Origin of the sequence: Nakamurella deserti, from assembly GCF_003260015.1 — a bacterium.
In the GTDB taxonomy this organism is placed as follows: Bacteria; Actinomycetota; Actinomycetes; order Mycobacteriales; family Nakamurellaceae; genus Nakamurella; species Nakamurella deserti.
Map to the genome: position 1 here is coordinate 584783 of NZ_QCXS01000002.1, position 14521 is coordinate 599303.

Consider the following 14521-nt stretch of genomic DNA (forward strand, 5'->3'; position numbering starts at 1 on the left):
TTCACCCCGCGAGGGTGCGGCGCGCCGAACGGCCGTCGGGCCCGGCCGAGGCCAGACTGGTCGGTGCGTGGGCTCAGCCATGACCACTGCGCGTGAAGGAGAAGGTGACTGCCGTCGTGTACCGGGTGTTCGAAGCTCTCGATGAGTTGGTGACCATCGTCGAAGAGGCGCGCGGCGTGCCGATGACCGCCTCGTGCGTGGTGCCGCGGGGTGACGTGCTGGACCTGCTGGACGACGTGCGCGACGCGCTGCCCGGGGAGGTCGACGACGCGCAGGACGTTCTCGACCACCGCGATCAGATGCTCAGCGAGGCGCGCACCTCGGCCGACAAGACGCTGGGCGACGCGGAGACCGAGGCCACCCGGTTGGTGACCGACGCACGCGCGCTGGCCGAGTCGACCGTGAGCGCCGCGCAGGCCGAGGCCGACCGTCGGGTGCAGGAGGCCACCGACGCGGCCGCCGAGATCCTCGCGCGTGCCCGGGCCGACGCCGACCGGGCCATCCGGTCCGGCCAGGAGCAGCACGACACCGCGGTCGCCCGTGGGCAGAGCCAGCACGACGCGCTGGTCGCGCGGGGCACCGACGAGGCCGAACGTCTGGTGGCGGCCGGGGTCGCCGAGCAGGCCCGGCTGGTGTCGCAGACCGAGGTCGTGCAGGCCGCGTACGCCGAGTCGGCCCGCATCCTGGACACCGCACACGCCGACACCGACCGGATGCGCAACGAGTGCGACTCCTACGTCGACGGCCGGCTGGCCAATCTGGAGGAGACCCTCACCCAGACGCTGCGGACGGTCGGCCGCGGCCGGACCGCGCTGCGGTCCGGGCTCGCCGCCGATTACCGCGACTGACACTGCGACGCCGGCCCCGGCGCCGCGGGTGCATCCCGTCGGCGCCGGCACGGCGCGATCACCCGGCGCGCCCGAGCGGCCCGCCGGAAGCCGCGGGCCGAACCCTGGCAGCGGGTTGGGATCCGCGGCCCCGATCGACTACTCTGGAACGGTTGCCTGTTGCAGGTGACGCGCGCCCGTCGCTCGTCGCATGCCGGGCCACCCGGAACCATCGAGCACCACTGCGAACCACCGAGAACCGTCGAGAAGTACCGAGCACCGAAGAGATGATGACTCAGAACCGCCCGAGCCCCGCGTCACCGTGGGTCTACGACACCCGACTGCTGTCCCGGCAGGCCGGTGTGATGAAGCGCGTCCAGGAGACCCTCACCTCCGACGAGCGGATGGGCATCGACGTGCTGGCGATCCCGGCGGGGGAGCCGATCAGGCTCAACCTCCGGATCGAGTCCGTCGTCGAGGGGGTGCTCGTCTCGGGCACCGCCATCAGCCGCGCCGTGGGTGAGTGTGCTCGCTGCCTGACCGTGATCGACCGGCCGGTCGGCGCCGACCTCCGTGAGCTGTACGCGTACCCGAACTCGGTGACCGCACAGACCATCGAGGACGACGAGGTACTGATCCTCACCGACGACTACATCGACCTGGAGTCGCTGGTCCGCGACGAGATCGTGGTCCAGCTGCCGCTCGCGCCGCTCTGCCGGCCGGACTGCCCCGGATTGTGCCCCACCTGCGGGGAGCGGCTCGACGACCTCGAGCCCGGTCACTCGCATGAGATACTTGACCCGCGCTGGGCCGCTCTGCGGAATCAGTTCGGCACCCAGAGTTCACGCCCAGAATGATGTTCGACAAGGAGTAAGTCGTGGCTGTCCCGAAGCGGAAGATGTCCCGCAGCAACACCCGTTCCCGCCGTTCGCAGTGGAAGACGACCGTCCCCACCCTGGCGGCGTGCTCGAACCGTGCCTGCGGTGCCCTCAAGCCGCCGCACGTGGCGTGCCCCACCTGCGGCCAGTACGACGGCCGCCAGGTCGTCGAGGTCTGACCCTCCCGGGTCGCCATCCGTGAGCTCGTCCACACCACAGCTGGTCGACGCGACCGAACTCACCACCACGCTCGGCATCTCCCTGGATGCCGAGCTGGTGGTGCTGGCGTTCACCCACCGCTCGTACGCCTACGAGAACGGCGGGCTCCCCACCAACGAACGCCTGGAGTTCCTCGGTGACGCCGTCCTCGGACTCTGCGTCACCGATGCGCTGTACCGCGCCCACCCCGACTTCAGCGAGGGGCAGCTGGCCAAGCTGCGCGCCAGCATCGTCAACATGCACGCGCTGGCCGGCGTCGGGCGGGCCATCGGCCTCGGCGCCCTGCTGCGCCTGGGCAAGGGCGAGGAACTCACCGACGGACGCAACAAACCGTCGTTGCTCGCCGACGCCGTCGAGGCGCTGCTGGGCGCTGTCTACTATCAGCACGGCCTGGAGACCGCCCGCGGCGTCATCCACCAGCTGTTCGGCGAACTCATCGCCTCGGCGCCGAGCGTCGGTGCGGGGCTGGACTGGAAGACCTCGTTGCAGGAGCGCACCGCCACCCTCGGTCTCGGCGTGCCGTCCTACCGCCTCAGCGAGGAAGGTCCCGACCACGCCAAGCAGTTCACCGCGACGGTCATCGTCAACGGTGAGGACCGCGGGGTCGGCCAGGGCCGGACGAAGAAGGAAGCCGAGCAGAAGGCGGCCGCGCTGGCCTACGGCATCCTGACGCCCACCTCCGTCGACACCGCTCCCGTCGGCGGCGCGACCCTCGTGGCCGAGGTGGCCACCGCGGCGGCCGACACCCCGCCGTCCACCGGTGCCCCGGTGACCGAGGGGTCTGTCGCATCCCGGTGACCGGTGCCTGAACTCCCCGAGGTCGAAGTCGTCCGCCGGGGCCTGGAGACCCACGTCCTTGGACGGACCCTCGCCCGCGTGGACGTGCTGCACCTGCGCGCGGTCCGCCGCCACCTGCCCGGACCCGCGGATTTCGCCGGTCTGCTCGCCGACCGCCGGATCGACGCCGTCCGGCGACGCGGCAAGTACCTCTGGTGGGCGCTGGACGACGGCGACGCGGTGATCGCGCATCTCGGGATGAGCGGCCAGTTCCGCGTCCGCGGCGCGCTCGACCCCGGCACCGACTCACCGCACCTGCGCGTCCGGTTCGCCTTCACCGACGGCGGCCCCGACGTGCACTTCGTCGACCAGCGCACCTTCGGTGGGCTGTCCTTCTCACCGGGCGGCGCCGTCCTGCCCGCCGAGATCGCCCACATCGCCACCGACCCGCTCGACCCCGCGTTCGACCTCGAGGCGGCGGTGGCCCGGTTACGCGCGCGGCGGACCGGGCTCAAACGTGCCCTCCTGGACCAGACGGTCGTGTCCGGGATCGGCAACATCTACGCCGACGAGGCGCTCTGGCGGGCACGGCTGCACTACGCCCGCGCCACCGACAAGCTGACGCGGCCGCAGGTCCGGTCGGTGATCGCCGCGGCCACCGAGGTGATGCAGCAGGCGCTCGCGCAGGGCGGCACGTCCTTCGACGCGCTCTACGTCAGCGTCAACGGCGAGTCCGGGTACTTCGACCGGTCGCTGAACGCCTACGGGCAGACCGGCCGGCCCTGTGCCCGCTGCGGGACGCCGATCGTGAAGGAGTCGTTCATGAACCGGTCGTCGCATTTCTGCCCGACCTGTCAGCCCCGACCCCGGATGCCGCACTACTGACCCTTGAGGGTGAGCCGGGCGGGTGACCGCCCGGCTAGAGTCGCCCGTGTGCGCATCCCCTTCCTGCCCCGTCCGGTGACCGACCAGCCCCCGCCCGCGGAGGTCGTGCAGGAGGTGAAGCCGACCTCCGAGCCCGTGGACGTCGCGCTGCGCGTCCTCACCCGGTCCGCCGACCACGGCCGGCTCTGGATGGGCTTCGCCCTGGCCGGGGTCGTCGCCGGCGGGGGATACCGCCGCGCGGGCATCCGCGGCCTCGGATCGCTGGCCGTCGCCTCGTTCGTCTCCAACTCGCTGATCAAGCCGCTGGTGGGTCGTCGACGTCCCGACATCGAACGCACCCAGCTCGCCCGCCGCATCGGCGAGCGGCCCTGGACGTCGTCCTTCCCGAGTGGCCATTCCGCGTCCGCCGCCGCCTTCGCGACCGGTGCCGCCGTCGAGATGCCCGTCGCCGGCCTGGTGCTCGCGCCGGTGGCGGCAGCCGTGGCGTACTCGCGGGTGCATGTCGGGGTGCACTACAAGTCCGACGTCGTCGTCGGTGCCGGTGTCGGGATCGCCGCCGCGTTGCTGGTGAAGAAGCTGTGGAAGGTCGGGGAGCACGGGCCCGCCAAGTCCCTGCACGCCGATCTCCCGGCACTGGCCGACGGGGCCGGGCTGACCGTCGTCATCAACCGCGCCAGCGGGTCGGCCAAGGACGCCGGCGAGGACATCGCCGCGTTGCTGCCGAAGGCGCGGATCTTCCACTGGGATCCCGAGGACGGACCCGAGGCGCTGAACGGGATCATCGGTCCCGACGTCACGGCGCTGGGTGTGGCCGGCGGCGACGGCACCTGCGCCTCCGTCGCCGGCGTCGCCCTCGACAACGACCTGCCGCTGGCCGTCTTCGCCGCGGGGACGTTCAACCACTTCGCGAAGGCGCTCGGGCTGCTGACGTACGCCGACACCGCGGACAGCGTGCGCCACGGCTCCGGCGGGGCCGTCGACGTGGCCCGCATCGACGGCGTGCCGTTCCTCAACACCGCGTCGATTGGCATCTACCCCGACTTCGTCGCCGAGCGCGACCGCCTGGCGGGCCGGCTCGGCAAGCCGCTGGCCGCCCTGGTCGCGCTGCCGCGGGTGTTCGCGAAGGCGGAGCCGGTGGTGCTGACGCTCAACGGCCGTCCCGACCGGATCTGGACCGTGTTCGTCGGCAACGGGCACTACACCCCGCGCGGCCTCGTGTCGTCCAGCCGCGACCACATGGCCGACGGGTTCATCGACGTGCAGGTGATCCTCGACCGTGGCCGGTTCTCCCGCACCCGGGCGACCATCGGGTCCCTGATCGGCCAGGTCGAGCGTTCCGGGGTGTACGCGTCCATGCACACACGGCGGTTGGACGTCACCATGGAGACCGAGGAACTGCGGGTCGCCCACGACGGTGAGATCACCGACCCCAAGGACTCCGTCCTGATCGACCTGGATCCCCGTCACCTGCGGGTCTACCGCACCTGGAAGTAGGCGTCCATGAGCGACGACAGCATCCGTGTCACCGCGTTCGTGCACGGTCACGTGCAGGGCGTCGGGTTCCGCTGGTTCACCCGTGCCAAGGCGCTGGAACTCGGTCTCGTCGGGACCGCCACCAATCTGACGGACGGCCGGGTGCAGGTCGTCGCGGAGGGGCCCGCGGACCGCGTCGACGCGCTGCTCGCGTGGTTGCGGTCGGGGGACACCCCGGGACGGGTCGACGACGTCGTCGAGCAGCGCACGGCACCGCGGCACGACCTGCAGGGTTTCCGGGAGCGCTGACGCTTCCGGGAGCGCTGACACCCGTCCGCGCCGGGCGCGGACACCGGAGCGCCCCGGGGCCCGCCGGTAGAGTCCAACCTTCGGGAACGGCCCACGGCCGCGGAACGGGAGGGCTGGCGTGTATCTGAAGAGCCTGGCCCTGCGTGGCTTCAAGTCGTTCGCGTCGGCCACCACCCTGCACTTCGAGCCGGGTATCACCGCGGTCGTCGGCCCCAACGGCTCGGGGAAGTCCAACGTCGTCGACGCGATCGCCTGGGTGCTCGGCGAACAGGGTGCCAAGGCCCTGCGCGGCGGGAAGATGGAGGACGTCATCTTCGCCGGCACCGCCGACCGGCAGCCGCTGGGCCGGGCCGAGGTGACCCTGACCATCAGCAACGCCGACGGTGCGCTGCCCATCGACTACGACGAGGTCGCGATCACCCGGCGGATGTTCCGCGACGGCGCCAGCGAGTACGAGATCAACGGCCGGGGCTGCCGGCTCCTGGACATCCAGGAGCTGCTGTCGGACTCCGGTATCGGCCGCGAGATGCACGTCATCGTCGGGCAGGGGCAGCTCGACGCCGTGCTGTCGGCCCGTCCGGAGGACCGCCGGGCCTTCATCGAGGAAGCGGCCGGGGTGCTCAAGCACCGCAAACGCAAGGAGAAGGCGCTCCGCAAGCTCGACGCGATGCAGGCGAACCTGACCCGTCTGGGCGACCTGACGTCGGAACTGCGGCGGCAGCTGAAGCCACTGGGTCGGCAGGCCGAGGTGGCCCGCCGGGCCATGACCATCCAGTCCGAGCTCCGCGACGCCCGGTTGCGGCTGCTCGCCGACGACCTGGTGACCCTGCAGCGGCAGGTCGCCACCGAACAGGCCGAGGAAGCGGCGGCCCAGCAGAAGCGGGAGCGGGTGCAGGCGGCCCTCGCCGTCGCCACCGAGGAGCAGGAGTACAGCGCGGCCGCGCTGGCCGACGCCGCCCCCGCCCTGCAGGAGGCGCAGGAGACCTGGTTCGCGCTGTCGGCGCTGTCGGAGCGGTTCCGCGGCACCATCAACCTGGCCACCGAACGCGCCCGCAATCTCGCCGCCCCGCTGGAGGAGTCGCGGCCCGGGCGGGACCCGGACGAGCTCGAGGAGGCCGCCCGCGCGGCGGACGTCGAGCAGGCGGCCAAGGACGCCGCCGTCGGATCCGCCCGGTCCGCGCTGGACGAGGCCGTACGGGAGCGCGCCGAACGTGAGGCCGCCCTCACGCGGGCCGAAGCGGAGCTGCTCGCCGCGACGCGGGCGATCGCCGACCGGCGTGAAGGTCTGGCCACCCTCAACGGGAAGGTCAACGCGGCCCGCTCGCGGCTGGCCGCCGTCGCCGACGAGATCACCCGGCTGTCGGCCGCGCTGGCGAGTGCGCAGGACCGCGTCGGTACCGCCCGGCAGGAGTTCGCCGCCCTCGAGGAGTCCGTCGCGGCACTCGGCGACAACGAGTTCGGGCTGGACGAGACCTACCAGTCGGCGCGCGAGGAGGCCGACCGCGCCGCTGACCGGATGCGCGAACTGGTCGAGGCGCAGCGGGCGTCGATCAGCGAACAACGCTCGCTGCGGGCCCGCGTCGAGGCCCTCGGTCTCGGGCTCAAGCGCCGCGACGGCACCGGGGCGTTGCTGGCGGCGCACGACCAGCTCGACGGGCTCCTCGGGCCCGTGTCGGAGCTGCTCACCGTGCGGGCCGGCGCCGAGGCCGCGCTCGCCGCGGCCCTCGGACCCCTCGCCGACGCGGTCGCCGTCGCCGACCTGGCCGTCGCGGCCACCACCCTGGGCTGGCTGCGCACCTCCGACGCGGGCCGCGCGGGCCTGCTCATCGGCGGCACCGGAGCCGGCCGTGCGGACCGGCCCGCGCTCCCGGCCGGTCAGTCGTGGGCCCTGGACGCCGTGCAGGCACCGCCGGAGCTGGTGCCCGCGGTGACGCGCGTCCTCGACCGGTTGGTCCTCGTCGACGATCTCGAGGCGGCGGCCCGGCTCGTCCGCGAGCATCCCGAGCTGCGGGCCGTCACCACCGACGGCGAGCTGCTGGACGCCCACACCGCCACCGGCGGACGCGCCGGTCAGCAGTCGCTGCTGGAGATCCAGGCCGCGGTCGACGAGGCCGAGGCGCGGCTCGCCGAGGTGACGTCGGGGCTGGAGCGGGTGGAGGCCACCCTGTCCGGGGCCCGGGCGGACGCGGAGCAGCGGGAACGTGACGCCGAACGGGCGCTGCAGGCGCTCAACGACTCCGACGCCCAGATGAGTGCCGTCGAGGAGCAGCTCGGCCGGCTCGCCGAGACCGCCCGGGCCGCCGCGGCCGAGGCGGAGCGGCTCGACCGGCAGCGGCAGACCGCCGAGGAGTCCCGGGGTCAGCAGCAGCAGGCGCTGGCCGACCTCGAGTCCCGGCTCGCCGCCGTCCAGGACCAGGACGTCCCGACGGTGGTCGACTCCACCGACCGGGACCGGCTGGCCGAGCAGACGGCCCTGGCCCGCCAGCGCGAGATGGACGCGCGGCTGTCGTTGCGCACCGTGGAGGAGCGCGCCCGCGCGTTCGCCGGTACTTCGGACAACCTGCGGCGGGCGGCGCGCGCGGAACGCGAGACCCGGGCCCGCGCGGAGGCCGCCCGCACCCGGCGGGCCGTCGCCGCAGCCGTCGCGGCGAAGGTGGCCGACCGGGCGACCGCCACCGCCGACGTCCTCACCGCGTCGCTGCGGTCCGCCTCGGCCGCCCGGGACGCCGCGGTGGCCGCCCGGACTGCCGCCGAGCAGGCGGCCACGGCCGCCCGCCAGCGCGTCGCCGAGTTGTCGTCGGAGTGGGAGAAGCTGACGTCGGAGGTGCACCGCGAGGAGGTGCTGCGCGCGCAACAGGCGATCCGCATCGAGCAGCTGATCGACCGCGCCACCACCGAGTTCGCCATCACCGTCGACGATCTCGTGGCCGAGTTCGGTCCGGACGCGCTCACCCCGCCCAGCGCGGTGGAACTGGCCGAGTACGAGAAGGCCAAGGAGCGCGGCGAGCAGGTCTACGCCCCGCAGCCGATGGCCTTCGACCGGGCCGCCGCCGAACGGAAACTGCGCAGCGCCGAACGCGACCTGACGACGCTGGGCAAGGTCAACCCGCTGGCCCTGGAGGAGTTCGCGGCGCTGGAGGAGCGGCACGCCTTCCTGTCCACCCAGCTCACCGACCTCAAGGACACCCGGCGCGATCTGCTCACGGTGGTGGGCGAGGTCGACCAGAAGATCCAGGAGGTCTTCGCCAGCGCCTTCGCCGATGTCGCCCGGGAGTTCGTCACCGTGTTCCAGACGCTGTTCCCCGGTGGCGAGGGATCGCTGGTGCTCACCGATCCCGACGACATGCTGACCACCGGCATCGAGGTCAACGCCCGGCCGCCGGGCAAGAAGGTCAAGCGGTTGTCCCTGCTGTCCGGCGGGGAGCGCTCGCTGACCGCGGTGGCCATCCTGGTGTCGATCTTCCGCGCCCGGCCCAGTCCGTTCTACGTGATGGACGAGGTCGAGGCGGCGCTGGACGAGGTGAACCTGACCCGGCTGGTGACCCTGCTGTCGCAGCTGCGGGAGTCCAGCCAGCTGATCATCATCACCCATCAGAAGTTCACGATGGAGGCCGCCGACGCCCTGTACGGCGTCTCGATGCGCGGCGACGGCATCACCCAGGTCATCTCCCAGCGGATCCGCGGCGTCGTGTCGACGCCGCCGACCGCGGAACCCGTACCCGCCCGCTGACAGCGGTCGTCCCGCGACGGCCGGGGGATCGTCGGCGACGGATCTATTCGTGTAGATTCCGTCCGGTCGGCTGCCCGGCCACCGTCGCCGCAGCCGGCCACCCCCACCACGACGAGGAGTCCCGTGTTCTCACTCGGCATCATCGGGGCCGGTCAGTTCGCCGGCCAGTTCGCCAAGCTGTTCCAGCTGCACCCCGCCGTCAGCGAGGTGCGGGTCACCGATTTGCTACGGGAACGTGCCGAGGAACTCGTCACCCGCGAGAAGCTCGCCGCGGTGGTCGACGACGTCGACACGATGCTGGCCTCCGACGTCGACGCGGTGGCGATCTTCACGCAGCGCTGGACCCACGGTCCGCTGGTCGTGCAGGCGCTGCGCGCGGGCAAGCACGTGTACTCGGCGGTGCCGATGGCGTTCACCGTCGACGAGGTGCGCGACATCATCACCGCGGTCTCCGAGACCGGCCTGACCTACATGATGGGGGAGACCAGCTACTACAACCCCGCCACCGTCTACGCCCGGGACAAGATGGCGGACAATGCTTTCGGGCGCGTCTTCTACGCCGAGGGCGACTACGTGCACGACATGGACCTGGGCTTCTACGCCGCCTACCGGTACAGCGGCGGCGAGAACTGGAAGGCCACCGCCAGCTACCCGCCCATGCACTACCCGACGCACTCGATCGGCGGGGTCCTCGGTGCGTTGCCCGGCCACGCGGTCAGCGTCAGCTGCATCGGTGTCGTCGACCAGCGCGGCGACGGCGTCTTCGACCGCGAGGTCAGCCAGTTCGGCAACGACTTCTCCAACGCGTCGGCGTTGTTCGAGCTCGACGACGGCGGCGTGATGCGGATCAACGAAATGCGTCGGGTCGGCTACCCGTCGCACATCCGGGAGTCCCGTTTCCGCTTCTTCGGCACCGAGGCGAGCTTCGAGCAGTTGGCCACGGTGACCTACTGGCAGGACAAGGAGGGGGTCACCGACATCTCGGGGCAGATCGACTCCCGTCCGTCGATGTCGGCCGACGACCCGTCGCTGGCGCACGTCGCCCCCGAGCTGCGTGACGCGTTCATCTCCGGACACGCTGCGGTGCACGACACCTCGCGGCTGCCCGAGACGTTCCGTGGGGTGCCGAGTGGTCACGAGGGCAGCCACCACTTCCTCGTCGACGACTTCGCGGTGGCCGTGGACACCCGCACGTTGCCTCCGGTGAACGCCTGGACCGCCGCCCGGTACACCGTCCCCGGCATCGTGGCGCACCAGTCGGCGCTGCAGGGTGGTGCGCGACTTCCGGTGCCGGACTTCGGCGACGCCCCGGTCGCGGTCGGTGCGCCGCTGGGGAGGGCCGTCGCCACCGGCTGACCGGGTAGGTTCTGCGCCCATGGGGGATGCGCCGCACACACCGCCGCGCCGGGCGGCGACCCGATCCGACGTCGCCCGGGCGGCGGGGGTCTCCACCGCGGTGGTGAGCTACGTGATCAACGGCGGGCCGCGCGGGGTCGCCCCGGCCACCGCCGCCCGGGTCCGTGCGGCCATCGAGACCCTGGACTACCGGCCCAATCTCGCCGCGCGCGCGTTGCGGACCGGCACCACCGAGATGATCGGACTGGTCGTCCCCGACTCCAGCAACCCGTTCTACGCGGAGTACGCGGTGGCCGTGGAACGGCGCGCCGCCGTGCACGGTCACGCGCTGGTCGTCGCCAACAGCGGTGACGACCCCGACCGGGAGAGCCGGCTCGTCGAGGGCCTCGCCGGCCGGCGACTCTCCGGGGTGCTCCTCGCCACCACCGGCCGCCCGGCCGGACGCGACCTGACCACGTACGACGTGCCGATGGTCCTGCTCGACCGGGACGGGCCGGTGCCGGGATTCGCCGCTCTCGGGCCGGCGTTCACCGCCGGCGCGGCCGCGGTCGTCGGCCATCTGGTGGACCGACACGGCCTGTCATCGGTGGCGCTGTGCACCGGCCGGCGGGGCCCGTTCGGGGCGAACAGCCCGGAACAGGGCTGGCGCGAGGCGTTGGACCGCCGCGGCCTCGATGGGTCGACGGTCGTGCGGGCTCCCTTCGACCGTGCCGGTGGCTACGCCGCGGGACGGGAGCTGCTGACCGGGACGCTGCCCGACGCGGTCTTCGCCGCCTCCGACCTGCTGGCCGTCGGCGTGCTGCGGGCGCTGCACGAGGGCGGCCTGCGCGTACCGGAGGACATCGCGGTCGTGAGCTTCGACGGCACGAGCGAGTCGGAGTACTCGTGGCCGACGCTGACGGTGGCCAGGCAGCCCGTCGCCGAGATGGCGGGCGCCGCGGTCGACGCCCTGCTCGCGGGAATGCCGGCGGGGGCGTACCGGGCCTTCGACACCGACCTGGTGATCCGCCGGTCCTGCGGTTGCCCGACCTGACGGCCTTCGACACCGAACTGGTGATCCGCCGGTCCTGCGGTTGCCCGACCTGACGGCGGCCCGACGGCGGTACCCGTTGCCCGGCAACGGGTACCGGCGGTCTCAGGCCCAGGGACCCATCGTCTGGACCCACTCCCGCACATCGGCGTTGCTGACCAGACCGTTGGCGACGAACGGGTCGATGGTCAGCTGCGCGACGACGACGTCGGCGGACGCGGCCTGGAAGATCAACAGCGCACCCGGGTTCTCGTCGTCCACGTACGGGCCCGCCGCCAGCAGGCTGCCCTCGGCCAGCAGCTCACGCAGGTAGCCGCGGTGCGCCGCCCGGTACAGATCGCGCTGCGCGGCCTGGTCCTTGTCGTAGGTGTAGTGGACAGCGAAGACGGCCATGCGGATGGGACCTCCGGTCGGATCGGTTGCCTCGACCCTATCGTCCGTGCGTGCGCCCGGATCACGTCGACCGGACGGTGGGCGGGCACCGCCTTGCGGGCGCAGGTGTCCGGGTGCGTCGGCCGCCGCCCGGGCGGCCGTCGTCCACCCGCGGGTCGTCGAGACTGTCGGGACCCGGACCGGCAGGCGGTGGCGGCCGCGCCGTCGTCGTCGGCGGAATCGGTCATCCCGGCAGGTCCGACGCCCCCCGCCGTCGGGCCGGCTGTGCTGCTCCGTGATCCACGACCCGACGGTCGGCGCGACTTTGTTCCCCGGTCGGGTGGTCGGCCACACCGCCACAACGCCGGAGGCCCGCAACGCGAGCAGCGTTGCGGGCCTCCGGGACGACGGACGACTCAGATGTCGTAGTACATCGCGAACTCGTGCGGGTGCGGGCGCAGCCGGATCGCGTCGATCTCCTCGCGCTTGAGGCGGATCCACATGTCGATGAGGTCCTCGGTGAAGACGCCGCCCTCGAGCAGGTAGTCGTGGTCGGCCTCGAGGTTGTTGATGACGGCCTCGAGCGACGACGGCACCTGCGGGATGTTGGCGGCCTCCTCCGGCGGGAGCTCGTAGAGGTCCTTGTCGACCGGGGCCGGCGGCTCGATCTTGTTCTTGATGCCGTCCAGGCCGGCCATCATCATCGCGGCGAACGCGAGGTAGGGGTTGGCCGACGGGTCCGGGCAGCGGAACTCGAGGCGCTTGGCCTTCGCGTTCGTGCCGGTCAGCGGGATGCGGATGCAGGCGGAGCGGTTACGTGCGGAGTACACCAGGTTGACCGGCGCCTCGTAGCCGGGAACGAGCCGGTGGAAGGAGTTCACGGTCGGGTTGGTGAACGCCAGCAGCGACGGCGCGTGGTGCAGCAGACCGCCGATGTAGTAGCGCGCCAGGTCCGACAGGCCACCGTAGCCGGCCTCGTCGTAGAACAGCGGCTTGCCGTCCTGCCACAGCGACTGGTGGGCGTGCATCCCCGAGCCGTTGTCACCGAACAGCGGCTTGGGCATGAAGGTGACCGACTTGCCGGCGGCCCAGGCGGTGTTCTTGATGACGTACTTGAACAGCATGACGTCGTCGGCCGAGTGCAGCAGGGTGTTGAACTTGTAGTTGATCTCGGCCTGACCGCCGGTGCCCACCTCGTGGTGGCCGCGCTCGATCTCGAAGCCGCTCTGGATCAGGTTGGCCGTCATGTCCTCGCGGAGGTCGGCCTGGTGGTCGTACGGCGGGACGGGGAAGTAGCCGCCCTTGACGCGGGTCTTGTAGCCCTGGTTGCCGCCCTCCTCGCGACGGCCGGTGTTCCACCAGCCCTCCTCGGAGTCGACCTCGTAGAACGAGCCGTTCATCTTCGACTCGAAGCGGACGTCGTCGAAGACGTAGAACTCGGCCTCGGCACCGAAGAAGCAGGTGTCGGCGAAGCCGGTGGTGGCCAGGTACTCCTCGGCCTTGCGGGCCACGTTGCGCGGGTCGCGCGAGTACGGCTGCAGCGTGAGCGGGTCGTGCACGAAGAAGTTGCAGGTCAGCGTCTTGCGGCGGCGGAACGGGTCCAGCCGCGCGGTCGCCACGTCCGGCAGCAGCGTCATGTCCGATTCGTGGATCGACTGGAAACCCCGGATGGAGGAGCCGTCGAAGGCCATCCCCGCGGCGAGCGACTCGACGGACACCGTCGAGGCAGGCACCGTCAGGTGGTTCATGATGCCCGGCAGGTCGCAGAAACGGATGTCGAAGACTTCGACTTCGTTGTCCGCGATGTAGGCAACTAGCTCTTCGGGAGTGGAGAACAAGGACGAGCTCCTTCGCGTCAGGATGACATCCCGGCCGCATGGGGCGGCCCGGGACGGAGAGGCTACGACGGCGTCACGGTCACCCGGGACGGTAGTACATGCTGTCTCGCCCGTGTTTCGCCGTTGTGAACGGCCCGTAACGCGGCGCGGGTCACCGCGCCGGGTACTCCCGTCCGTGGTCAGCAGCAGTATGACGCGGTGGCGTGACCGGGTGGTGACGTCGGTGTTTCCGTCACGGATGACGGGCGCCGGCGCCGTCGGGAACCCGTCCGTGGCGCCCGGGTCGTGTTGAATCGCAGCAGAGGACGGTGCCGCGACGGCGTGCGCCGCACGAACGGAGCAGGGGTGGGCGTGGCGGCAGGACAGCGCGGAACCGCAGGTGGCGCGGCGGCGGAATGGCCGGGCAAGGCGTTCGGCATCCCGGCCGCCGGACCCGGTGCCGTCGCCGGACTGGGGCAGCGCATCGGGGCGTTCGTGGTCGACGCCGTCGCGGCGGCCCTGGTCGCCTGGGCGTTCACCGCGCCCGATCCGCCGCAGAACTGGAGCCTGCTGGTCTGGGGGCTGGTGACGGTCCTGGGGGTGGGTCTGCTGGGCACCACCCCGGGACACCTGGTGGCCGGCACCCGGGTCGCCACCCTCGGAGCCGCCGACCGCGGCCCGCTCGTGGGGTTCTGGGCGCTGCCGCGGACCGCGCTGATCGGTCTGGTCGTGCCACCCCTGATCCAGGACGGCGACGGCCGCGGGCTGCACGATCGGCTGTGCCACACCGTCGTGGTACGTACGCGCTGACGGCCGGTCAGCTGTGCCTGCGGCGGGCGTGCCCCGGG

The 14521-nt window shown here is 72.1% G+C and carries 13 protein-coding genes; 11 read left to right on the forward strand and 2 right to left on the reverse strand.

What is annotated here, in order from left to right; translation table 11 throughout:
- Positions 1–116: 116 nt before the first annotated feature.
- From DB033_RS02835 to DB033_RS02880, 10 genes are all read left to right on the forward strand, one after another.
- A complete protein-coding gene (locus DB033_RS02835) occupies positions 117–848 on the forward strand; it encodes a DivIVA domain-containing protein (RefSeq protein WP_111767188.1) in 732 nt (243 codons plus the stop codon).
- A 266-nt stretch (positions 849–1114) separates the two neighbouring features.
- Complete coding sequence (locus DB033_RS02840) at positions 1115–1684, forward strand: YceD family protein (RefSeq protein ID WP_240615704.1); 570 nt, start codon at positions 1115–1117, stop codon at positions 1682–1684.
- Positions 1685–1704: 20 nt separating this feature from the next.
- Positions 1705–1884, forward strand: coding sequence for a 50S ribosomal protein L32 (gene rpmF, locus DB033_RS02845; protein WP_111765364.1), 180 nt, complete (start codon positions 1705–1707; stop codon positions 1882–1884).
- Between the two features lie 19 nt (positions 1885–1903).
- Positions 1904–2722 (forward strand): ribonuclease III, encoded by an 819-nt coding sequence (rnc, locus tag DB033_RS02850; protein ID WP_111765365.1) that lies wholly within the window; start codon positions 1904–1906, stop codon positions 2720–2722.
- 3 nt (positions 2723–2725) lie between these two features.
- Entirely contained in the window at positions 2726–3586 is an 861-nt protein-coding gene (gene mutM, locus DB033_RS02855; protein WP_111765366.1) for a bifunctional DNA-formamidopyrimidine glycosylase/DNA-(apurinic or apyrimidinic site) lyase, read from the forward strand.
- 48 nt (positions 3587–3634) lie between these two features.
- The gene (locus DB033_RS02860; RefSeq protein ID WP_240615705.1) at positions 3635–5080 is read left to right on the forward strand and encodes a bifunctional phosphatase PAP2/diacylglycerol kinase family protein; all 1446 of its coding nucleotides are present in this window, start codon (positions 3635–3637) and stop codon (positions 5078–5080) included.
- 6 nt (positions 5081–5086) lie between these two features.
- Complete coding sequence (locus tag DB033_RS02865; RefSeq protein WP_111765368.1) at positions 5087–5368, forward strand: acylphosphatase; 282 nt, start codon at positions 5087–5089, stop codon at positions 5366–5368.
- A 118-nt stretch (positions 5369–5486) separates the two neighbouring features.
- Positions 5487–9098: a chromosome segregation protein SMC gene (gene smc, locus DB033_RS02870; protein WP_111765369.1), complete on the forward strand. Its 3612-nt coding sequence runs from the start codon at positions 5487–5489 to the stop codon at positions 9096–9098.
- Between the two features lie 123 nt (positions 9099–9221).
- Positions 9222–10454, forward strand: a complete 1233-nt coding sequence (locus tag DB033_RS02875) for a Gfo/Idh/MocA family protein (protein ID WP_205843620.1) — start codon at positions 9222–9224, stop codon at positions 10452–10454.
- Positions 10455–10473: 19 nt separating this feature from the next.
- Positions 10474–11487, forward strand: coding sequence for a LacI family DNA-binding transcriptional regulator (locus tag DB033_RS02880; protein WP_111765370.1), 1014 nt, complete (start codon positions 10474–10476; stop codon positions 11485–11487).
- A gap of 102 nt (positions 11488–11589) precedes the next feature.
- On the opposite strand, the gene DB033_RS02885 is transcribed toward DB033_RS02880, so the two are convergent.
- Both DB033_RS02885 and glnA read right to left on the reverse strand, forming a co-directional pair.
- Positions 11590–11877 carry a YciI family protein gene (locus DB033_RS02885; RefSeq protein ID WP_111765371.1) on the reverse strand — a complete coding sequence of 96 codons (288 nt, stop codon included), beginning with the start codon at positions 11875–11877 and terminating at the stop codon, positions 11590–11592.
- 395 nt (positions 11878–12272) lie between these two features.
- Positions 12273–13694 (reverse strand): type I glutamate--ammonia ligase, encoded by a 1422-nt coding sequence (gene glnA / locus DB033_RS02890; protein ID WP_111765372.1) that lies wholly within the window; start codon positions 13692–13694, stop codon positions 12273–12275.
- A 345-nt stretch (positions 13695–14039) separates the two neighbouring features.
- Between glnA and DB033_RS02895 the strand changes: the two genes are divergently transcribed.
- The gene (locus tag DB033_RS02895; protein ID WP_205843621.1) at positions 14040–14483 is read left to right on the forward strand and encodes an RDD family protein; all 444 of its coding nucleotides are present in this window, start codon (positions 14040–14042) and stop codon (positions 14481–14483) included.
- Positions 14484–14521: the final 38 nt, after the last annotated feature.